This is a genomic window from Bradyrhizobium sp. HKCCYLRH2047 (genome assembly GCF_051168175.1).
GTDB lineage: Bacteria > Pseudomonadota > Alphaproteobacteria > Rhizobiales > Xanthobacteraceae > Bradyrhizobium.
In genome coordinates this window covers 210,615-232,576 of record NZ_JBNPUM010000003.1, presented here as the reverse complement: position 1 = coordinate 232,576, position 21,962 = coordinate 210,615, and the positions used below count along the sequence as shown (strand labels likewise).

General features: G+C 62.1%; 18 protein-coding genes. 7 read left to right on the top strand and 11 right to left on the bottom strand.

Annotated elements, in window-relative coordinates:
- Nucleotides 1–20 precede the first annotated feature (20 nt).
- A complete protein-coding gene (locus ACQR1D_RS08435; protein ID WP_434837787.1) occupies nucleotides 21–3,344 on the bottom strand; it encodes an autotransporter outer membrane beta-barrel domain-containing protein in 3,324 nt (1,107 codons plus the stop codon).
- Nucleotides 3,345–3,524: 180 nt separating this feature from the next.
- On the opposite strand from ACQR1D_RS08435, the gene ACQR1D_RS08430 reads away from it, so the two are divergent.
- The gene (locus ACQR1D_RS08430; RefSeq protein ID WP_434837786.1) at nucleotides 3,525–4,733 is read left to right on the top strand and encodes a TIGR03032 family protein; all 1,209 of its coding nucleotides are present in this window, start codon (nucleotides 3,525–3,527) and stop codon (nucleotides 4,731–4,733) included.
- Nucleotides 4,734–5,102: 369 nt separating this feature from the next.
- On the opposite strand, the gene ACQR1D_RS08425 is transcribed toward ACQR1D_RS08430, so the two are convergent.
- From ACQR1D_RS08425 to ACQR1D_RS08405, 5 genes are all read right to left on the bottom strand, one after another.
- The gene (locus ACQR1D_RS08425) at nucleotides 5,103–5,882 is read right to left on the bottom strand and encodes an enoyl-CoA hydratase/isomerase family protein (RefSeq protein ID WP_434837785.1); all 780 of its coding nucleotides are present in this window, start codon (nucleotides 5,880–5,882) and stop codon (nucleotides 5,103–5,105) included.
- Nucleotides 5,883–5,954: 72 nt separating this feature from the next.
- The gene (locus tag ACQR1D_RS08420) at nucleotides 5,955–6,692 is read right to left on the bottom strand and encodes an esterase/lipase family protein (RefSeq protein ID WP_315803791.1); all 738 of its coding nucleotides are present in this window, start codon (nucleotides 6,690–6,692) and stop codon (nucleotides 5,955–5,957) included.
- Nucleotides 6,692–10,117 carry an acyl-[ACP]--phospholipid O-acyltransferase gene (locus tag ACQR1D_RS08415; protein WP_434893842.1) on the bottom strand — a complete coding sequence of 1,142 codons (3,426 nt, stop codon included), beginning with the start codon at nucleotides 10,115–10,117 and terminating at the stop codon, nucleotides 6,692–6,694. The genes ACQR1D_RS08420 and ACQR1D_RS08415 overlap by 1 nt, the downstream gene beginning before the upstream one ends.
- Nucleotides 10,118–10,388: 271 nt before the next feature.
- Entirely contained in the window at nucleotides 10,389–10,655 is a 267-nt protein-coding gene (locus ACQR1D_RS08410; RefSeq protein ID WP_434893843.1) for a hypothetical protein, read from the bottom strand.
- Nucleotides 10,656–10,842: 187 nt separating this feature from the next.
- Complete coding sequence (locus ACQR1D_RS08405; protein WP_434893844.1) at nucleotides 10,843–12,930, bottom strand: molybdopterin oxidoreductase family protein; 2,088 nt, start codon at nucleotides 12,928–12,930, stop codon at nucleotides 10,843–10,845.
- A gap of 367 nt (nucleotides 12,931–13,297) precedes the next feature.
- On the opposite strand from ACQR1D_RS08405, the gene ACQR1D_RS08400 reads away from it, so the two are divergent.
- From ACQR1D_RS08400 to ACQR1D_RS08390, 3 genes are read left to right on the top strand one after another with little or no spacing between them, the layout of a single operon-like run.
- Nucleotides 13,298–13,984, top strand: coding sequence for a GntR family transcriptional regulator (locus ACQR1D_RS08400; RefSeq protein ID WP_316180167.1), 687 nt, complete (start codon nucleotides 13,298–13,300; stop codon nucleotides 13,982–13,984).
- A gap of 55 nt (nucleotides 13,985–14,039) precedes the next feature.
- On the top strand, nucleotides 14,040–15,038 hold the full coding sequence (locus ACQR1D_RS08395; RefSeq protein ID WP_434893845.1) for a TRAP transporter substrate-binding protein: 999 nt from the start codon (nucleotides 14,040–14,042) through the stop codon (nucleotides 15,036–15,038).
- Between the two features lie 59 nt (nucleotides 15,039–15,097).
- A complete protein-coding gene (locus ACQR1D_RS08390) occupies nucleotides 15,098–15,526 on the top strand; it encodes a TRAP transporter large permease subunit (RefSeq protein ID WP_315803584.1) in 429 nt (142 codons plus the stop codon).
- On the opposite strand, the gene ACQR1D_RS08385 is transcribed toward ACQR1D_RS08390, so the two are convergent.
- Both ACQR1D_RS08385 and ACQR1D_RS08380 read right to left on the bottom strand, forming a co-directional pair.
- Nucleotides 15,508–16,239 carry a Crp/Fnr family transcriptional regulator gene (locus ACQR1D_RS08385; protein ID WP_315803585.1) on the bottom strand — a complete coding sequence of 244 codons (732 nt, stop codon included), beginning with the start codon at nucleotides 16,237–16,239 and terminating at the stop codon, nucleotides 15,508–15,510. The two genes, ACQR1D_RS08390 and ACQR1D_RS08385, sit on opposite strands and share 19 nt — an antisense overlap.
- A 572-nt stretch (nucleotides 16,240–16,811) precedes the next feature.
- A complete protein-coding gene (locus ACQR1D_RS08380) occupies nucleotides 16,812–17,525 on the bottom strand; it encodes a helix-turn-helix domain-containing protein (protein ID WP_434893846.1) in 714 nt (237 codons plus the stop codon).
- A 140-nt stretch (nucleotides 17,526–17,665) separates the two neighbouring features.
- On the opposite strand from ACQR1D_RS08380, the gene ACQR1D_RS08375 reads away from it, so the two are divergent.
- Entirely contained in the window at nucleotides 17,666–17,983 is a 318-nt protein-coding gene (locus ACQR1D_RS08375) for a c-type cytochrome (protein WP_315803587.1), read from the top strand.
- A 10-nt stretch (nucleotides 17,984–17,993) separates the two neighbouring features.
- On the opposite strand, the gene ACQR1D_RS08370 is transcribed toward ACQR1D_RS08375, so the two are convergent.
- The 3 genes from ACQR1D_RS08370 to ACQR1D_RS08360 are packed head-to-tail and all read right to left on the bottom strand — an operon-like array spanning nucleotide 17,994 to nucleotide 21,016.
- Complete coding sequence (locus ACQR1D_RS08370; protein ID WP_316180045.1) at nucleotides 17,994–19,094, bottom strand: ABC-type transport auxiliary lipoprotein family protein; 1,101 nt, start codon at nucleotides 19,092–19,094, stop codon at nucleotides 17,994–17,996.
- Nucleotides 19,095–19,097: 3 nt separating this feature from the next.
- Complete coding sequence (locus tag ACQR1D_RS08365) at nucleotides 19,098–19,877, bottom strand: ABC transporter ATP-binding protein (protein ID WP_315803589.1); 780 nt, start codon at nucleotides 19,875–19,877, stop codon at nucleotides 19,098–19,100.
- A gap of 2 nt (nucleotides 19,878–19,879) precedes the next feature.
- The gene (locus tag ACQR1D_RS08360) at nucleotides 19,880–21,016 is read right to left on the bottom strand and encodes an MlaE family ABC transporter permease (RefSeq protein WP_315803590.1); all 1,137 of its coding nucleotides are present in this window, start codon (nucleotides 21,014–21,016) and stop codon (nucleotides 19,880–19,882) included.
- A gap of 161 nt (nucleotides 21,017–21,177) precedes the next feature.
- Between ACQR1D_RS08360 and ACQR1D_RS08355 the strand changes: the two genes are divergently transcribed.
- Together ACQR1D_RS08355 and ACQR1D_RS08350 are read left to right on the top strand one after the other, a co-directional pair.
- Nucleotides 21,178–21,447, top strand: a complete 270-nt coding sequence (locus ACQR1D_RS08355) for a hypothetical protein (protein WP_315803591.1) — start codon at nucleotides 21,178–21,180, stop codon at nucleotides 21,445–21,447.
- Nucleotides 21,448–21,954, top strand: a complete 507-nt coding sequence (locus tag ACQR1D_RS08350) for a phage holin family protein (protein WP_434893847.1) — start codon at nucleotides 21,448–21,450, stop codon at nucleotides 21,952–21,954.
- Nucleotides 21,955–21,962: the final 8 nt, after the last annotated feature.

Genomic DNA, 21,962 nt, shown 5'->3' with positions numbered 1-21,962 from the left:
ATATCTTTTGCCGGATAGAGCTAGAATTGAATTTTGATGTGCCCCTCGACCGAGTGATCCTGGGTGCTGGTCGAAAGATTGCCGCGATAGGACAATCCTATGACAGTATTGGCGCCTGTGCGCAGATCAAGCGCGGTTTGCACCAGGGCGGCATCGCGGGCGAGCGGCACCCCGGCGATGTCGAATCGAGCGCCCGTGCTTCTGAAAAGCAGGTAGTCTTCCGGCTTAAGCTGGCCGAACCCGTGTTGCCAAGCGAGCGATGCTGAAGGTTTGAGCGCCATTCCGCCCGACAATCCAATCACCGCCGACGCGCGCGACCCGATCGCGGTATAACCCACGTCCTCCTCGCGCGATGCGACGGAAAGTGCGGCAACGTCACCGGCCTCATCGAAGCCATTGGTATGGAGATGGATCCAGGACCAACCTGTGAATGGCTCCACAACAGCATTCGCGAGGTTTAGATCATACCCAATCTCACCAAATAATTGTGAGCTGAACGCGCCATAGCGCCCGGTCGCCCGTTCGAGAAAACCGGGATAGCTGATCGAGCGAGCGCTCCCAATCGTGCTGAAACTCAGAAGTGCCCCCGAGCGGACGTTCCAGGCACCCACGCCCAACCCTGTATAGACGCCGAAAAATGCGCTCTCGATATCGGCCGAGCTCGCACGGGCATCGATGCTCATCCTCGAATTGGTGTAGCCGAGTGCAACGCCTGCCCGCCAGTTGTCTCCCAGCCGCCCGTCTACTCCGCTGAAGAAGCCGCTCAGGCGTCTGCTCATACCAGCAGCACTCCCGTCACCATGAACCGTGCCCCAAGCCCCCACTCCCTGAGCCCACCAGGCAATATTCCGCGATGTGGATGCGTTGGCCGACAAAGGAATGCTGCCAGCGCGGAAAATGTGCCTGCCCGTATCGGCGTAGGCTAGGTGCTTCGGCGGGGATCGATCGGCATCACCGTAGATCACGGCCGGACCTTCGGAGCCAAAACCCGCAAAGGCCCCAAAACGGTCCTCAAACGAAGTTTGACGCAAGCGTCCGAGGACGGCATCCCGGGCGTAATGGCCGTCTTCAACAATGGACGTCCGTGCGCTGGCATGAAATTCGCCCGATAGCGCGTCGAACGCCTGCTGCGCGCCGGCCGCCGTCTGGAAGATCACGCTGCCGAAAAGCCGGCTGTCCGGCGAGCTTTCCTGGAGAGCGGTGGCTACGGCCAGCTGGTTTGCCGTCCGCGCGACGCTCGGAAAGAAGGTCGACTGGGTCAGCGAGAGGAACACGTTGTTGGCATCATAACTCAGGCTGGGAAACAGGAACGCAGAGTTGCTGCTCACCCCAGAGAAGGTACCAATGACGCCATCGGCGGCATTGAGAATATTGTAGGTCGTACGGAAGCCATAGGCACCGCTTTGCGGCAGGACAACAACATTGCCATTGAGTCTTGCCGTGCCGGTCGCCGCGATCCGGTCTGCGGCCCCGGTCGCGTTGGTCTCGACTTCGTAGGCGGAGCCAGAGGCAAAGGATAGATCGCCGGAGACATTAAGCATCCCGATCGAATTGCCTGGCGCAACGACTCCGCTGCTCGCGACACCGAGCCCCCCGATCGTGCCATTGCCCGTGAGCCGGGTCCCGGAGTTGACGAACACGGTCGATGCAAGCCGCCCCGTGACGTCCAGTATTCCGCCGTTGACGAACGTCGGACCGGTATAGCTGCTGTCCCCGCTCAGGACGAGCGTGCCACTGCCGTTCTGCTCAAGGGTACCAGGGCCCGAGATCGTTCCACCGAAGGTGTAATTGTCGGAACGATTGAAGGCCAAGATTCCGTTGTTGATCACGTCGCCGACGATCGAACCGCTGGTGCCGCCATTCCCGAGTTGCAGCGTCCCAGCGCTGACGGTGGTGCCGCCGGTATAAGTGTTCGCACCAGAGAAGATGGTCGAGCCGGAGCCAAGCTGTTGGAACGTCCCGGTCCCCGAAATGATGCCACCGAACGTGTAGCTGTCGGAACGATTGATCGCGAAGGTGCCATTGTCGTTGACGTTGCCGCCGATCGAGCCGCCGCTGCCGCCATTCCCGAGTTGCAGTGCGCCGCTATTCACCGTGACCGAGGTGTTTGGCATGCTTCCGTCAACCTCGAGCAGGCCGCCATTCACGGCAAAGCTGGAGATGAGCGGAGTGGTGCCCGTAAGCGTCCAGTGGCTGCTGCCCTCCTTGAGAAACGTCCCGAAGCCCTGGTATTGCAGGCCTGTACCGACCGTTGCGACGTTGAAGCTCGCTGTACCCGTGCCGCCCAGTGCAAGGGTGTCGCTGCCGCCGCCGAAGACGTTGCCGTTGATCACAGCGGTTGGATGAAGCTCAAGCCGGTTCGCCGAACCATGAAATCGCACCGCCCCGCCTGCACCGCCGTTGAGCGTGCCGGCCACAGTGAGAGTCGTGGGGCTGACGACGAGGCTCGATGTATCAATGGCGAAACCATCCGCCCCCGTACCATTCGAGGTCACCTGGCTTCCGGCACCGATCGCAATCGCAATCGATCCGCTCGTTCCGCTTCTCGCATATATGCCCGTCGTATTGGTTCCTGTGACGTCGCCCGAGATGGTAATCTTTACCGCGCCATTGCCATCGCTCCGCGCAAAGATGCCACTCTCCTGGCCGCTCACGGCGGTTCCGGCGGTTGTGGTCACCGTGACATCCGCGTTCCCTCTCGCGAGAAGCGCGAAATCGCTGCCGGTCGTGCCGGCGGCTGTGACGTCACCATTGACCGTCACGGTCGTCGATCCAGTGCCGTAGTTGCGGCTCAGAATTCCGTAGCGTGCGCCACTAACGTTGGAGCCCGCGCCGGTTGTCACGGTCAGATCAGTGCCGAAATTGATCGCCACGATTCCCCGCGATACCGCGGTTGTGCCCGTGCTGACGACATCGCCATTGGTCGTGATGTTGAGCGCGCCGGTGCCCTGGTTGCGGCCCCGAATGCCGTAGTTGAGGGCGGTGATATCACCGTTGGTATTGACTGTGATGCTGCCCAGAACGCCGGCTGTCGTCGTCATATTGAGTCCGTTACCGGCGCTCGCGGTAAACGGAGAGGAGTTCGTGTCGGTATATGAAAGGTCGCCAGCGCCGGTGATCGTGAGGGCATTCGCGGAGACGGTGGTAATGCGGAATCCCGATAGCGCAGTCACGTGCGCGTTGGCGCCCGAAATCGTCTGGGCGGTGCTGGCCCCCGAGCATTCCCAATTGGAACCGCCCACATTGGCGCAAGCAGAGTAGGCCCGGCGGCTATAGCCGGAAACAGCACCCACCAGCATCGAAGACGACAGCACCAGCTGCCGGCATAGAGACCTGTCGGACAAGCGCCCCCTCCTTGGGCTAGGAAATTCAACCTTTATATGTCAAAAATCACTCGACAACCAGGAGATGCCGCACTTCGATCACAAAGTCGTAGGTCGATCCCGTCTTTCGAGGCGCTCTCCTGGGCCGCGCTGAAGAGGCGCGGCCTCTTGTCGGGTCCACCGCCGTTTGGGGAAGCATCCATGTGCTGTCGTGACGATGTGCCGACATTCGAATCAAACGAGATTTTGCCCGCCGATCAAACTGGCCTGCGCCTTCCCGCGGAACAGGTCGGCCAAGCCGGCGGGGAGGCGCTTCGGTACTCCATGTCCCCCGGACTGCCCGAGTTTCTTGGTTCTCAGCGCATCGCCATCGTGGGTTCGTCCTATCAATCCGGCAAACTCTATTTCCTCGGTCAGAACGTCGATGGCGGGCTCTTGGTCCACGAGCGCCTCTTTCACAAGGCTATGGGACTCTGCGTCGTGGACAGAGACACGATTCTGCTCGCCACGATGTTCCAAATCCTGAAATTCAGGAACGTGCTTGCGCCCGGCCAGCGGATCAACGATCTGCACGATGCCTGTTATGTCCCGCGCCAGATATTCACCACCGGCGAGCTCGATGTTCACGACGTCGGGGTGCTGAGCGATGGCCGCATCGTCTTCGTCAACACGCTTTACAATTGTCTTGCTTCAATATCGGAACGGCACAGCTTCACGCCGCTGTGGAAGCCTTCATTCATTTCGAAGATCGTCAAGGAGGACCGATGTCACCTGAACGGACTTGCCATCGAAGACGGCACCCCTTGCTACGTTACCGCGATCAGCAAATCGGATACCGTCGATGGCTGGCGCGACCGTCGCTCCGATGGCGGCATCGTCGTCGACGTGCACTCCAACGAGATAGTGATCGGCGGTCTCTCGATGCCTCATTCCCCCCGACTCTATCGCGGGAGATTGTGGGTGCTTAACTCGGGCACAGGGGAGATCGGGTGGATCGCGCATTCAGCAGCCGGCGCGACGTTCCAGGTTTTGGCCTTCTGTCCCGGCTTCGTGCGCGGGCTCGCGTTTTTCGGCAACCATGCCTTCGTTGGCTTGTCGAAACCTCGCTATGAGCGGTTCGAGGGTCTCGCACTGGATCGCCGGTTAGCCGAAACCGATTCCGAACCGTGGTGCGGAATCCAATTAATCAATCTCGATACCGGTGTCTGCGAAAACTGGTTTCGGATCGACGGGGCGGTAACCGAATTCTACGATCTAGGCGTGGTGGCAGACGTGGTGCGCCCCATGGCGATCGGCTTCGCCAACAACGAGATCCTTGATCTCGTCACCCATGATCCGATTGATGCCGCTCAGAGCGCTTGGCCTGTGCAGAAACGAGCGCCGGGAGTGGGGTCCCCGTGGCGGGCGTAGAGTTGCACGCTAGCCGAGGAACAAGTGCTCCTCAAAGACGGCAGGCCGCACGCACGTGACGGTGACCCGAAAGCCCGGGGCACCAGAGAGATCACGTATAAGCCGATTCACCTGCCCTGCGCCCTCTTCATCTCTGAGTGCTGAGACCAGAACGGGACTCGGGCGCACGGCGCCGCGAGATTGCTGACGAATATATTCTGTTGCTCGACGATGGCGACGATGTTGAGAACGCGCGCACGTCTCCACCAGCGTTATTCCGGACCGCGCCTGCAAGGCGTGGGCACGGAATCCATAACCGCCATCGGGAGTATGGATTCCGGGCTCGCCCTACGCGCGCCCCGGAATGACGACCTCATCATACGAGCGAAATCATTTCCCCGGCCACACCGGCTTGCGCTTCTCGGCAAATGCCTTCAGGCCTTCCTTGGCGTCCTCGGTCATCGCCAGCAGCGCGATCTGGCTTTCGAGATAGGCGATGGACTCGTCGAACGACATCGAGGCGATGGCGCGCATGGCGTATTTGCCGCGGCGGATGGCTGTCGGCGACTTGTCGACGAGGCGGCCGATCAGCCAGTCGATCTTGCCGTCGAGCTCGGCCGCCGGCACGACGTGGTTGAGCAACCCGGCGGCCTGTGCAGCCTTGGCGTCGAACGGCTCGCCCGTGAGCGCCCATTCGTTGACGAGACGCGGCGGCGCGATGCTCTGCAAGAGGCTCAGGACCTGCATCGGGAACACGCCGACCTTCACCTCCGGAAGGCCGAAGAGGACGTGGTCGGCCGCGACCGCCATGTCGGTCATGCACAGCAGGCCCATGCCGCCGGCCATGCAGACGCCGCCGACCCGCGCGATCGCCGGCTTGGTGGCATTCTGCGACAGCCTGAGCAGATCGGCATAGTCGACATTGGGACGGGAGAAATCCATCGCGAACGCCGCGCCGGAGTTCTGCAGGTCGGCGCCCGCGCAGAACGCCTTGTCGCCCGCCCCCGTCAGCACGATCACGCGCACCCCGGGATCGTCATGCGCTTGGCGATAGCCGCGCGAGATGCCGGCGATGACGTCGCCATTCAGCGCGTTGCGCTTCTCCGGACGATTGATGGTGATCCAGAGGGCCTGCCCGCGCTTGTCGAGAATCACGCTGTCGTCGGTCATCGCCTTGCCTGTCGCTTGCTGTCGGATGCGAGATTGTCGCGGGATAGCCGCGAGGAGCAAGGAAAACTTGCGTCAGGAGGCCGCGCGGCGGCCGATCTCATCGATGACGCCGCGCAGCAGCGGACGCGCAGGCTCGAACTGGCCGGTACGCAGGAACGCGATGGTCTGCCGGAACGACGTCGGATGCACCAGCAGTCCCACGTGCGAGGCCTTGACGGTCGTGTAGTCCGTCATCCCGACGAGCTTGCAGCTCTCGACCGAGACGCGGCCGTCGTTCGGCCATGGCAGCAGGAACAGCCCGGCGATCGGGTCGAGGAAACGGTTGCCGGCGATCACGCCGATCTCGTAGTCGGCGGCCGGCAAGGAGGCGAGCGTGACGTCTTTCGTGGTCACCAGTTGCAGGCCTGCCGGCCCGAAATAGGCGCGATACAGCCCGACGTTCTGCAGCCGGTCGGCGAGCTCGCTGCCGCCATTGGGCGTTCCCAGCATGACGACACGGCCGAGCCGCGCCGGCCGATGCTTCGCGATCGCGACCCGTGCCAGCAGCCCGCCCATCGAGTGGGTGACGAAATGGACCGGACCGTCGATCCCGGCGGCGAAATCGGCGATCGCCGGGCGGATGTCGTCAGCAAGAAACTCGAGCGGCTTCTTGCGGCTCTCATAGTCGAGGTTCAGCGTCGCAAAACCTGCGCGCTGCAACCGCTTTTCCAGCGGACGCAGCATCAATGACCGGCCGGCGATGCCATGCAGCAGCACAACCCCCGCGTCGCGGGGGCCACTGTGCTGAGAACGCCGGCGCAGCGAGGCGATCACGCGACTTCCCGCTCCTCCGGCCCGCGCTCGGTCGTCGCCGGCGCCGCACTCGCCTCGGCAAGCGCCTTGGCGCCGACATAGTCGGTCTTGCCCGAGCCGAGCAGCGGGATCTTGTCGACCACCATCACGACGGCCGGCACCGCAAGCTCCGGCGCGCCTTGCGCCTTGGCCTGACGCTGTATCGCGGAGCGTTCGGCATCCTTCTGCGTCGTGATCAGCACGATGCGCTCGCCCTTGCGCTGGTCGGGGATCGACACCGCGACCGAGGCTGCCTGCGGCCACAAAGCCGCGGCGATCTGCTCGACCACCGTCAGCGACACCATCTCGCCGGCGATCTTGGCAAAGCGCTTGGCGCGGCCCTTGATCGTGATGAAGCCCTGCGCGTCGATGGTGACGATGTCGCCGGTGTCGTGCCAGCCCTCCGGCAGTGCCTCGAGCACGCCGGGATTTTCGGCCCTGACATAGCCGAGCATGACGTTGGGGCCGCGGACCGAAAGCCGTCCGCCCTCCTCGATGCCCGGCACCTTGTCGAGTCGGTACTCCATCAGCGGCGACAGGCGGCCGACGGTGCCGACACGGTTGGCCATCGGCGTGTTCATCGCCAGCACCGGCGCGGTCTCGGTGACGCCATAGCCTTCGAGAACGCGGATGCCATAACGCTCCATGTAGATCTGCCGTGTCCGATCCTTTACCGGCTCGGCGCCGGCAATGACCAGCCGCAGGGTGCGGAAATCGTAGGCATGAGCGGAGCGCGCGTAGCCGGTCAGGAAGGTGTCGGTGCCGAACAAGATCGTGGCGCCGGTCTGGTAGATCAGTTCGGGCACGATCCGGTAATGCAGCGGCGACGGGTACATGTAGATCGGGATGCCCGCCAACATGGGCATCATCATGCCGCCAGTGAGGCCGAAGGAGTGAAAGACCGGCAAAACATTGAACACAAGATCGTTAGCGTTGGCATCGACCCTCGCCAATGCCTGCGCGGCATTCGCGAGAATGTTGCGATGGGACAGGACGACGCCCTTCGGGGTGCCTTCGGAGCCGGACGTGAACAGAATCACCGCCGGATGGTCGGCATTGCGGGCGACGCGCGGCTTGGTGCCGTCGATCATCCCCTTGATCTTGTCGGCCAGGCTGACGGAGGCCTTGACGTCCTCGAGATAGACCAGGCGGGCCTGTCCTTCGATCGCCGCGATCAGCTTGTCGAGCTTGCCCTTCTCGATGAAGGCCCGCGACGTCAGAACGGTCGTGACCTGCGCCGCCTTCATTGCCGCCAGCACATTCACCGGGCCGGCGGAGAAATTCAGCATTGCCGGCACGCGGCCGATCGACTGCAGCGCCATGAACACCACGGCGACGCCGGCGGAGTTCGGCAGCAACAGGCCGATGTTCTCGCCCACCATCGTGCCCTGCTCGAGCTTGCGGCTGAGCACCTGCGAGCCGAGCAGCAGCTTGCGATAGGTCAGCTTGGTGCCGAGCGGATCCTCGATCATCACCTTGCCGGTGTCGTGGTCGCGATGGGCATGGGCGAGCGCCTCGAACAGCGTCCGATCCAGCATGGCGTTCTTGACCATGGCGTCGATCATCACGTCCTGCAGCGCCGCGCCGGCCGCATTGCGGCGGGTCTTGCCCTTGAGAGCCGCATCGATGGTGAGCTTCACCGGCGGCAGGATCGTCACCGTCACCTTGGGAAACCAGGAGCGCTTGATCTGGCCATCCTTGAGATAGCTGAGATGCGAGCGCTGCGCGCCCTCGATGCGAACGGGCACCACGATGGCGTCGGCCTTGTCGGCGATCATTGCGGTGCCGTCATAGACCTTCATCAGCGAGCCCGACACAGTGATGCGGCCCTCGGGGAAGATCACCACCGGCTCCTGGCTGGCGACCAGCTTGATCAGGTCGCGAGCACCGAGCGGCTTGGTCGGGTCGATCGTGATGTGGCTCACCAGCTTCAGGAAGACCTTCGCCCACCAGGCCTTGGAGATCCCGGTGTCGACGGCGAAGGTCGCATCGATCGGCAGCACCGCGTGCAGCAGCGGACCGTCGATCAGGCTGACATGGTTCGGCGCGATCAGCATGCGGGTGCCGGCTGGCGGCAGGTTCTCCAGGCCGCGCACTTCGGTGCGGAACAGAGCACGGAACAGCATCGCGCCGAAATCGCGCACGCCCTCCCTGCCCCATTTGTTGAGCACGAACCAGACGGCGCCGAAGCTGGCCAAAGCCAGACCGAAGAAGATCCAGGCGATCGAGACGCCCGCGGCCTGCAGGCCGGCTACGCCCAGCGAGCCGACCACCATGAAGGCGGCCTGCAGCACATTGCCGGCAGCGATGACCCGGGCGCGCTCGGTCGGCTCCGACCAGGCCTGCACGGCGGCGAACGCCGGAACCACGAACAGGCCGCCGCCAAAGGCGAAAACGGCGAAATCGATCAGCATGCGCGCGCCCGCCCAAGAGCCGACGAAGGCGAGCGGCGTGAGGCCCTTTGCGGCCTCGGTCGTCCCGATCGCCCAGGACAGATCGAGGCCGAGCACGCCCATGAGGATGGCGCCGATCGGCACCAGCGCGAGATTCGGCCTGACGTGGCTGAGATGCGCTGCGAACAGCGAGCCGATGGCAATGCCAATCGCGAAGATGGCGAGGCACAGAGTGACCACGCCCTCGGTGCCGCCGACGACATCCTTGACCAGCGCCGGCAGCAGCGACAGCACGACGGCGCCGACCAGCCAGAACCAGGACACGATCACCATGCCGTCCCACAGCCGCGGCGCGGCGTACAGCGACTTGAGAAGGTGCGAGGTCGAGGTCCAGGGATTGGCCGTGATGCGCAGATCGGGGGCCGACGGCGACGTGTGCGGAATGCGCGAGGCCGACGCCCAGGAGATCAACGCGAGGCCGATGACGGCGAGAGCGACCCATCCCATGTGCGACGAGCCGGAGACGAGTTGGCCGCCGGCGATGGTGCCGATCAGGATGGCCATGAAGGTCGCGCCTTCGACCAGCGCGTTGCCGGTTGCGAGCTCACCGACCGTCAGTTGATCGGGCAGCATGGCGTATTTCACGGGACCGAACAGCGCGGCAATGACACCGAACATGCCGAGGGCGACGAACAGCAGCGGGATCGAATGCAGAAAGAAGCCCAGCGCCGCAAAGGTTGCGGCGAAGATCTCCGCGAATTTGAGCCGGCGCGCCACGATTCCCTTAACATATCGATCCGCCAGCTCGCCGCCGAGCCCGGACAGGATGAAGAACGGAAAGATGAAGACGGCGCCCGCCACGGTCACAAGCGCGTCGCCATGCGTTGCCACGGCGCCATAGAGCAGCATGATGACCAGCGCATTCTTCAGGACGTTGTCGTTCAGCGCCGAGGAGAATTGAGCCCAGAACAGCGGGGCAAAACGGCGCGACGACATCAACTGCTTGATCATGATCGATTCCTGATGTGCTGCAGCGGCTTGGCCGCAAGGATCGCAAGAGTCTTGAAGGTTGGTGATGAAATGAGGCGGAGCCGGCGATGCATCCCGTTAGACGCGGTCATGCGGTTAGGCGTTCTGTTGTTGGTCGCCGACCAGGATGGAAAATAGCGCGAAGGTCGTGTGCAAAAGGCTTATCCAGACCGATGGCAACGGGACGGAGGGGGTGGGACGCGAGGACATGGTGACCGCTTCGTTGCGCATCAGATCGGGATTTGAGACGAGGTCAGGTCAGTTCGCTCAGGTAGTGGAAGCAGCCGAACAGGCCGCCACGGCGCAGCCGGTGCCCTTCGCGCCCGGCGGCACGAAACAGACGTTGTCCCGCCAGCCGCCTCGTTCGCCGCGCAGCCAGCAGACCGGCAACATCACAAGCATTTGCGATCCGCTCGACGCGCGCCCTCCAAAGGTGAGACGCGAACCGCGCGAGACCGTTCAGTCCTGTCGGCGCATTGGTCGAAAAAAAATGGGGAGCGCGAGAGTCGAGAACCTGCATGAGACTTCTCCATATTTTGAGCAGCGCTCAAAATATATATCGCGCTTTTGAGCGACGCTCAAGAAGAGAATGTAAAACGTCAAAGAAGGGTAAAATGATCCTGCGAGGCGCCCGCCCCTCGGCGTGAGGGGCAATTAGGGCCCTCGAATCAGAAGGGATTTTCGATAACTCGGCTTGCCCCAGTGGGTCAGCCTGCCGATTTGCGCAGCCAGACCTTGTTGTCGTGGAAGGCCGCGCCCCCGATCGGGGCGACGGTGTCGGCGGCGGTGAGCACGTTGATGCCGCGTCCCCCGACATGGGCGCGATTGGGATGGATCGATTCGGCGATCAACACTCCGCGCCGGACTCCGTCGAACAGCCGGGCCGCAAGCGAGGTCTGTCCGCGCTCATTGCCGAGCGTGACGATGTCGCCGTCGACGATGCCGAGCGGGGCTGCATCCAGCGGATGGATCATGACGGAGGGGGCCCCTTCCCGCGCCTGCGACGATGGCGTCTCGTTGAAGGAGGTGTTGAGGAACGAGCGTGCGGGACTGGTTGCAAGCCGGAACGGATGCTGCTGATCGACCTCTTCGGTCACCGCCCAATGGTCGGGCAATGACGGCATGCGCTCCGGATTGCCCATGACGCGTCCGAATGGCGGATGAGCCCAGTCGGCCTTGAAGTGGAATTTGCCGTCCCTGTGCGCGAAGCCGTCGAGATAGTGCGACGTGCGGAAGTCCGGCTGAAGGTCACGCCAGACATCGGCCTCGAGCCCGGCGATATCGCCATGGCCGCTCTTCTTCAACGTCGCATCGATCAGCTCGCGCGGCGACATCTCGAAGCCCGGATGCACAGCCCGCAGCCGCCGCGCCAGGCCTTGCAGCACCTCGTGGTTGGAGCGGCACTCACCCGGTGGATCAATCAGCTTCGGTCCGACCGAGATGTGCTGATGGCCGCCGCCGTAATAGAGATCGTCATGCTCCATGAACATCGTGGCGGGCAGCACGATGTCCGCCATCTGCGCCGTCTCGGTCATGAACTGCTCGTGGACGGCGACGAAAAGGTCTTCGCGCGCAAATCCGTTGCGAACCAGCTCCTGCTCGGGCGCCACCGTCATCGGGTTGGTGTTCTGGATCAGCATCGCCTTGACTGGCGGGCCTCCACAGAGGGCCACCGCGTCTCCCGTCAGGATGCGCCCGATCTGGGACTGATCGAGGAAGCGGGTGGAATGATCCACGGCGTCATGGCCCTCGATGATCGACTCATCGAAGTGCCAAAGCGCGGCGTTGTTGAAGAAGGCCCCGCCTCCTTCGTACTGCCAGGCGCCCGTCACCGCGGGAATGCAGGATGCCGCATGCATCTGCGTGGCACCGTTCCTGCTACGGGTGAAGCCGTAACCCAGCCGGAAGAAGGTGCGCTTCGTCTCTCCGACCAGACGGGCGAACGCCTCGATCTCGGCCACGGGAACGCCAGAGATTTGCGATGCCCATTGCGGCGTCCGCGTCTGCAGATGCGCTTCGAGTTCCGCAGGGCAGTCCGTGTACTTCTCCATATAGGCGCGGTCGGCAAAGCCGTCGCGAAACAGCACGTGCATCACGCCGCAGGCAAAGGCGCCGTCGGTGCCCGGGCGCAGGATGATCTTGATGTCGGCCTGCTTCATCGTCTCATTGTCGTAGACATCGATCGCGGCGATCTTGGCGCCCCGCTCTTTTCGGGCGCGCGCGGCATGAGTCATGACATTGACCTGCGTGTTCACCGGGTTCGTGCCCCAGATCACGACCAGGTCCGAGAGCGCCATTTCCCGCGGATCGACGCCGGCGATCTTCCCGGTGCCGATGGCAAAGCCGATACGCGCGACATTGGCGCAGATCGTCGAGTAGAATCGCGAATACTTCTTCACATGGGTGAGACGATTGAGGCCGTCGCGCATCACGAGACCCATCGTGCCCGCGTAATAATACGGCCATACCGACTGAGCGCCAAAATCCCGCTCCGCCTGGAGAAACCGCTCCGCGATCTCGTCCAATGCCTCGTCCCAGGAGATGCGTGCAAAATGCCCTGATCCTTTCGGACCGACGCGACGCATCGGATGCATCAGCCTTTCAGGATGATGAATCCGCTCGGCATATCTCGCGACCTTGGCGCAAACCACGCCAGCCGTATAGGTCTGCAGTTTCGAGCCGCGAACGCGGCCGATCGTCTTCCGATCGAGCACTTCGACGTCGAGCGCGCAGGCGGACGGACAATCGTGCGGGCAGGTGGAATGGCGGATATCGACGCGGGTCTGCTGGTTCATGCCCGATTGGTAGCATCAAAGAATGCATCCGCCGAGAGCATTCGCGAGGCATTCGCATGAACAAGATTCGTACGTGTCTGCATCACCGCAGATCTGGTTCTGGACGCGGACAAGTCGCCGCCGACGACGGCTGATCCGCCTTTAGGGGCGAGATGAAGACGGCAAGAAAAGACGATAGGCTTTGTTGCGTGCTCGTGTTTGCTGCCTGCGACGGCCTACATCGCAGCGCACCATCACGAGCCCTCAGCTGACGGCAATTTCGATTGCAAAGCGATTTTCATATATTAATATATCAGTTGAGGAAACGAAAATGTCCGGTCGCCCCCCGAGGAAATTGGCCGCAGCGCCACGGCCCGTGGTGGCCCGCATGCGCCGCAATGGTCGACCCCGCGGCGCGACAGCAGCGTCACGCATCTACACCGATCTCAGGTCGGAACTCGTGTCGCTCGTGCGCCTGCCGGGCGAACCGATTTCGGAAGCGCAGATCGCGACGGCCTATGGCGTCAGCAGGACACCGGTCCGCGAGGCCATTCTGAAGCTCTCGGACGAAGGGCTGGTCGAGATCTTTCCGCAGTCCGGCATCTTCGTCTCGCGCATTCCGGTCGCAGCACTCCCCGAGACCATCATCATCCGAAAGTCTCTCGAAGAGACCACCGCACGGATGGCGGCCGAGCATGCAACATCGAGCCAGTTGCTCAACCTGCATGCGACCCTCGAACGTCAGCGCGAGGCCTGCGCCGCAAAGGATCGCGAAGCCTTCCACCAGGCCGACGAGATGTTTCACGCTGGCATCGCCGAGGTCGCCGGCTATCCCGGTATCTGGAAGCTGATCGTTCAGGTCAAGGTTCACGTCGACCGCTATCGCCGCCTGACCTTGCCGCAGATCGGACGGATGGCCGAAGTGATCGCAGAGCACGAACCAATCCTTCAGGCCATCGAACGGCGCGATCCGGATCGTGCCCGGGCTGCCATGGCGAGTCATCTGGAACGCCTGCTCGACGACATCTCTGAAATTCAGACCAAGAATCCAGAGTATTTCGATCAACCAAGCTAGCGAGATGATCGCATCGAACCTTGCGGCGACACGATCACTTCGGCGGAGAGACGCCATGAAAAGACGCGATTTCATCAGACTGAGCGTGGGCTTTGCGGGCGTTGCAACGCTGCCGCCGATCTCGGCCGCCCTTGCGCAATCGAAGGCGGTGTTCAAGGCATCCGACGTTCAGCCGCCGGGGTATCCGACGGTTGCAGCAACAGAAAACCTCGGCAAGAAGCTTTCGGCGGCCACCAGCGGCAGGCTGTCGATCCAGATGTATCCGTCCGCTCAACTCGGCGGCGAGAAAGAGACCATCGAGCAGACCCAGATCGGGGCGATCCAGATGCTGCGGGTCAGCGCCGGCGCGCTCGGCCCGATCGTCGATGACGTCAACGTCGTCAACATGCCCTTCCTGTTCAAGAGCATCGAACATTCGGAAAAGATGATGGACGGTCCGATCGGTCAGGACCTTCTGGACCGCGTCAGCGCCAATGCCAGCGCAAATCTCGTCGCACTCTGCTGGATGAATTCGGGTGCGCGCAGCATCTACAATACCAAGAAGCCCATCAGGACGGTGGAGGACGTGAAGGGGCTGAAGATTCGCGTGATCGGCAATCCCATCTTCATCGACATGATGAACGCGCTCGGCGGCAACGGCGTCGCGATGGGGTACGATCAGGTCTTCAGCGCGCTGCAGACCGGCGTGATCGACGGGGCCGAGAACAATCTACCGAGCTACGTCTTCAGCAATCACTACACGGCCGCGAAGTACTATTCGCTCACCCAGCATCTCGTCATTCCAGAAGTCCTCGCGTTCTCGAAGCGCGCCTGGGCGAACCTGTCGACCGACGACCAGACCTTGATCAAGAAGTTCGCACGCGAAGCACAGATGGAGGAACGCGAACTCTGGAAGGTCTACGAGCGGGAAGCGATGGAGAAGGCCAGGGCCGCCGGCTCCGAAATCGTCGAAATCGCCGACAAGGCGCCGTTCCAGAAGGCCGTAAAGCCGGTCTGGGACAAATACGGTCCGAAGCACCAAGAACTGATTAAGCGCATTCAGGACATCGCGTAGACCGCGCGCTCGGTTCGGACGATCGGGAGGCTTACGATGGCCGGACTCCATCTCCGGCGATGGATGCGCTGCATCTCGCCTGCGTCATCGCGGGCGTGACGGCGCTCGTGCTGATCTCAGCCCTCATCCTTTGGGCGGTCTTCACGCGCCTACGTCCTGAACAGCGCGACCTTCTGGCCCGAACCGATGGCCGTCCTGTTGTACTGGCGCCACCAAGCCACAACGCCGTCCTGTACTCGCGCGCGACCGGTGGGGCGTTCTCGATCAGCGCGCTGCTCATGGCGGGTATATTCCCGGGACTGCTGCTCGGCTTCTCGCGGATCCTGCTCTGTACCGTGTTCGCCTATCGCGAAGACCATCCCCACAGCCGGCAGGTTCCAGCCAAGGATGCGGTCAAGATCACGATCGATCGCTGGCCGGATGCGGCCATCATCGGTTCAGCAGGACGCCGGAAAATGCCTCTCGGCCCCTACTCGTCCTCGTCTTGACCGGTCTCTGCCAATCCGCGTAGCGGCTCGGGATTCAGAAGAACGATCGCCCCGTGCTCGAGGCGGACCCAGTCCCGCGCGGCCCACGCACGCAATTGCTTGTTGATGCTCTCCCGCGTCATGCCGACCATTTCGCTGATCTCCTGCTGAGTGATGGCAATGGTGCGGCTCGCGGCATCCAGCTTGCGCTTGTCGGTCAGGCCGAGCAGTGCACTGGCAAGGCGGCGAGGAAGATCCTGAAGGATGACCTGCTCGACCTGGTCGCTGGTCCAGCGCAGCCGATCGCAAAGCAGCTCGATGAATTTCATTGCCAGCACCGGTTGGCTCTTCACGAACGGCAGGAATTCGCGCCGATCGATGACCAGTATCTCGCAATTCGTGTTGGCCGTTGCATCGGCTGTGCGTTCTCGTCCGTCGAGCACGGCGACCTCGCCGAATATCTCACCCGCGCTGATCAGGTTCAGGATGGCATTGCGGCCGTCGGGCGACGAGACACTGATTTTGACGGTGCCACTGATCACGGCATATAAGCTCGAGCCAGGATCGCCTTTTGAGAAGATGGTTGCACCGCGCTTGAGCGATGTCGGCTTGGCGTAGCGGCAGAGCTGATCGACCGCATCAGCCTCGAGCTCACGAAAAATCGGATGCTGACGCAGCACCGACAGTTTGCCGTTATTGGTAGGTCGGACGCTCGCCCGCTTTTCCTCAGTCACACCGCATCTCCCAGGCGTCCGAATACCGCCGCCCAAGGGAAATGTCCAAAGCTGGTGGCCAAGGCCCCGCGGATATCAGGGGACTATGGACACGCCTACAGCCACCAGCAAAAACGATCCCTCGGACTTGCGACCACCGATCCTCGATTTCATTGCATCTCGGAATACGGCAGATCGGCGGATTGTCCAGGAAAATGCGGCGAACGCTCAACGGCGAAGCCATGTGCCAATCGACGCCGGAGGCGTTTACGCCGCCGGGACGGGCCCTGCATACATTGTGCAACGCGTGAGAGTCGTCCAGCCGCCCCGTCGGACCGGCAGCGCTACTCTTCTGAGCGCAAGATGCCGCAGCCCAAGGGCAGCCTGTACCTCACACCCGATGCCTTGTCTGTGAATCAGCCCAAAGCAGGACCGCAGCGAACCCGACAAAAACCCCCACAACTGCAAAGCTGACCATCATAGCGTCCAGCGGCATGTCTCTCTCCCCCTGTTCGAGTTTGAGACACAGTTCCCTATCGGCTGCGCGACAGTCCTTGATCCAGATCAATGCAATACGGATTTCGCCCGCGATGTCAGGCAGCAGCCATTGCTTCAGCTCGCGCCGAGTCCCGAAGCGAGACGCCCCCGGGCAGGATCGCGATGATGCCCTCCCGTTCGAGCTTCGTGAACGTTCGACTGACGGTCTCGATGGTGAGCCCGAGATAGTCGGCGATATCCTGCCGACTCATCGGCAACGGTACCATGTTAGAGGCCCCCCGAAGCTCCACCAGCCGATCCCTCCAGCCAACGAGGAATGTCGCGACCTTCTCCTCGGCTGATCGGCGTCCGAGAAGTACCATGTGATCACGCGCCTGATTCAGCTCCTGCACGGCCAGTTCGTTCATCCGGCGCAGCAGATTCGGCTTGTCCTCGGCAAAGCGTCCGAACGGTCCCTTCGCGAACTGGCAGACGGTGACGGGACCGATCGCGTCAGCCGAAAATCCGTGCCGTTCCTCCGTCGTCATGCCGACGAAGTCGCCGGGCAGCGCAAATCCGACGATCTGCCTGCGTCCGTCGGGGAGAAGCTTGTAGAGCCTCATGACCCCATCCAATAAATTGTAGAAGCAGGACGACGTATCTTCTTGCGCGAAAATCGTCTCGCAGGTCGCAAAATGGGCTCGGCGGCTGAGGTGCTCGAATTCGCGCATCTCAAACTGGTCGAGCGACGCACAGACACTGAATCCCCGCACGGCACAATCGGCACAGGCCTGCCCGTGGAAATCGATTGCAACAAGAGACGTCTTCATACGAGGGCTCCGGTGGGCCAAGCGCAAAGCGAATGGTTGCATTCTAACGGACGCTCGAAGTTCCGATTGATTCAAATCAAACGAACCAACAATCCGGGCCCTATCGTGGCCGCCACTCCCAACACCAATGGATATCGTGAATGCAGCGGCTTGTTCTGTGCCACCTTCTCGCCGCCACGATGTTGGCGACACCGTCATACGCAGCGTCGACAGCAGAGCAACGCGGACAGGCTTTCGCGAAGGCCCACTGCGCACGATGTCACGCCATCGGTCGAACGGGAGAGAGCCCCTTCGAACCGGCCCCTCCGTTCCGCAGCCTGCATCTCCGCTACCCGATCGAATCGTTGGGCGAAGCGCTCGCGGAGGGGATCATGACTGGTCACCCGGCCATGCCCCAATTCCAGCTCGCGCCGCCGCAGATCCACGATCTGCTCTCGTATTTGAAGAGCTTGGAATAGCCCCGTCGATTCAGAGCGCCTGTATCGTCCAGGTCAAAATCGATTTGGCAATCCGGCCGAAGGCCTCGTCGAAGGCGGACACGGCATCAGCAGGATCAAGCCGGGCAACGGGCTGGTTTTCGTCAAACAGCCGAGACGCGATGGCCTTGCCGTTCTTGTCGACGAGGCGAGCCGACAGGCCGATCTCCACCGCGGCGGTATCGGCATTGATCCGGAAACGGCGGACATCAATCAGCAGCTGAAAATCCGGCTGGCCCAGATCGGATGTCCGCAGCGGAGCGTGGGCCACATCGTAATTCTCGAAGGCATCGATCAGACGTGATTGCAACAACTTGGGGATGCTGTCAGCCCACAGGAAATCACCGAACCCCGGGTAATCCTTTGTTGGCGTGAATAGCATGCGCTGAGTCTGCAGCATCGCCACGGCCGTGGGCTCAGGTATCGCAAGCTGCCCCTTGATGGTCTTGTTGACCGGCCCCAGTTCTCGCGGCGCGCTCAGATCATAGGTGACTTTCTGTGCTGGAGCACCGCCTCCCGTCATTTTCTCCAGACCCGAGACGATTCCATCGAGCTTGCCGGTATTCCGCGCAAGGCCGTCTGAGAATGTCTTGAGGTTGGCGATCGTATCTTTGAGCGGCCCTGCATTCTCCGCAAGAACTGCATCGACACGCCGCAGGGCGTCCCGGGCGGCCTGCGTCATGCTTTGTCCGGCGCCCGGTTCTGCAATCAAGGTCGATACGGCACTCGCCGCTCCTGCCGACGCGCCCCCCTCCAGCGCGATCACCGGCACTCCTGTCAGCCCCTGAAATTCCAACCCTACTTTGGTGTCGGCGCGCACGGGAGTCGTCGACGCCACGGAAATCGTTGCGTTGACCCGACGCGGATCGTTCGCCGCCAGACCGAGCTCGGTCACCTCGCCGACCCGGATTCCATTGAACAGAACGGCAGCCCCGACCAGCAGGCCGGGCACCGAGCCCTCGAACTGCACGTGATAGGTCGTGCGAGGACCGAGTCCTCCGGTGTTGTTGAGCCAGTAAACGAAGCCAAAGATTGCGACGATGGCCGCCAGCACGAAGCCGCCGATGACAGCGAAGGGTGCACGGGTTTCCATCTTTCAACTCGCTTTTGGTTGCAGCATCTGGGATCGCTTGCCGTGAAAATAGGCTTTGACCCATGGATGTTCTGATCGGAGGAGGTCGCTCATAGGACCAATCGCCACGATCCTGCCATCGGCCAACGCAGCGACACGGTCGCAGACCGTGTTGAGGCTGGCGAGGTCATGGGTCACCATAAACACCGTCAATCCCAACGTCAGCTGGAGCGTCTTGATCAGGGCATCGAAGTCGCCGGCGGAAATCGGATCGAGGCCGGAGGTCGGCTCGTCAAGAAATACGATCGCCGGATCGAGAGCGAGGGCGCGCGCCAGCGCCGCGCGCTTCGTCATGCCACCGGATAGCTCGGCTGGGAATTTATCACCGTCCTCTGCGCGAAGGCCGACCATTTCGAGCTTGGCTATCGCGATCTCATCCATCAACTCCTGCGACATCTGCAGGCTCTCGCGCAGCGGAAACTGAACGTTCTGCTTGACCGTCAGTGACGAGAACAGAGCTCCCTGCTGGAACAGAATTCCCCAGCGCTTCGCTGCCGCCTGCGTCGTCCGCTCCTCGGCGCTCCCAAGGGTTGTCCCCATGACCTCGATAGACCCGCTGCGCCGAGGAATGAGCCCGATGATCGTCCGCATCAGGACGGATTTTCCGCCGCCTGACGCGCCTACCAACCCGAGAATCTCACCGCGACGAACGTCGAGCGAAAGATCGTTCAGAACGAGCTGCCGGCCGAACCCGACAACGAGATCGGTCACGCGGATCGCGCTGGACACGCCAAGATCATCCATTGCTACATTCCAATGGACGCAAAGAACACGGCGAAAAGACCATCGAGCACGATGACCAGGAAAATGGATTTCACCACGGATGTCGTAGTCTGTTGCCCCAGCGATTCGGCACTACCTTTCACACGAAGTCCCTCACTGCAGGCGACAATGCCGATCACCAAGGCCATGAACGGCGCCTTCAATATTCCCACTTCGAAGTGCGTCACCGAGATGGCATCGTGTAGCCGGGCGATGAAGATTGCCGGTCCCATGCCGCCATAGAGCTGGGCCACCAGCCCTCCTCCATACAGGCCAGCCATCGAGCCAATGAAGGCGAGAATTGGCAAGGTCAAGATCAACGCAACGATACGGGGCAGGATCAGCACCTCGACAGGATCAAGTCCCATCGTCACCAGCGCATCGATCTCCTCGCGCATCTTCATCGATCCAAGCTCGGCCGTGTAGGCGCTTCCCGACCGTCCTGCCACCATGATCGCGACGATCAGAACGCCAAGCTCGCGCAGGACCAGAATTCCGACCATGTCGACGACGTAAGACTCGGCACCGAAACGTCGAAAATGGAAGATCCCCTGCTGGGCAATGATGGCGCCGATCAGGAAAGTGATCAACACCACGATTGGAATGGCCTGCCATCCGATGCGGTACATCTGATAGACGAGGGAGGTCACGCGCAGAGATCGCGGCCGGCGCAGCGTCCGCAGCAGCGCAAAGAACAGCGCGGCCAACATGTCCAGAAACACCTTGATATCCTGGGCGGCCCCCAGACTCGAACGACCGAGGTCGGTGAGTTTGGCAAGGATCGGGTTCAGTCTCGGTGCCGGCGCGACGGCTCGCCGATTGACCTGCCGGACCTCCTCGACGAGGCCGATGTAGTTTTCTGCCACCCCGGTCGTCTCGACCCGCCGACCGCCAACAGCAGCCCGGCGGCCGAGCTTCTCAAGCAACCAAGCCCCCACGGTATCGATTTCGCTGACGGCTCCAAGATCAAGCTTCACCGCAGTCGCGCTGTTGATGCTGTTGCCGACAGAGCTGGTCAAGCTCTCGAGCTCTGCCACGTTCAGGGACACCCATGATCCGCTCGGACGAAGCTCGAGCACATCCTCCGTCGTCGCGGCGGTAAGTCCCGGATGAGCACGCAATTGGATGTCTCCCTCATTCGGCGCGCCGAGGCACACCCGTTCCTAAATCGCGCCGATCTGCCTCGCTTGATCTGCGTCAATCCCGTCAGCGCAACGGGTTGAGCGAAATCAAGCATCGTGCCGAGCTACGTTCTACAGTGATTTTGACCCGAGGACAAAACATGGCCATCGACCCGACGACGCTCCGGACCGAGTTGGAGAGCCTGACGCGCGAGCTAAGCCAGCTGTTGCGGGGCGCGGGTGCGCCGCGTGACAACCCGGACGCGCAACCAGCTGCCGGAATGCTCGCTGCAGCGATCGAGGGGCTAGACATGCGTCTAAGTGAGACCGACGTTCAGGTGGAGCGGATGATCAGGGATCGTCCGATCGCGGCGACAGCTTCGGCCTTCGCCTTCGGGCTCGCGGTTGGCCTCCTGCTGCGGAGAACTTAAGTGGATACCGAAAATGTCGTTAAACATTTGCGCCTTCTCTGGCGGACGGACCGGGTCATTGCCGACATCAGGCTCCGGCATCTGCTCGTCGGACTCGGCCTCCGGGCCTTTGCGGCGCTGATCGCCGTCTTTGGCCTCCTGATGTTCGAGCTGGCGGCCTACCTTGCGTTGGTCCAGATCACCTCTGCAGTCGTGGCAGCCGCAGCACTCGGAGCCTGCAATATCGCGATTGCGGCGATCCTCCTGATCATCGCATCCCGTGCACCGTCCGGCCGGGAACTCGAACTAGCCAACGAGATTCACTCCTCGGCGATGGACTCGCTGCAGTTGGAAGCACGAGCTTTGCAGTCCCGGATATCGAGCGTGGTCAACTATCCGCTCAACAGCCTCATTCCGCTGCTCATCGTTCCCATTGCGACGATGATCATCAGAACTCTCCGCTCGCATGGCGCCTCCGAAGGCGAGGCGGCGAGGCCACCGTCCAATGACGACCACCATCCGACCTGAACCGATGG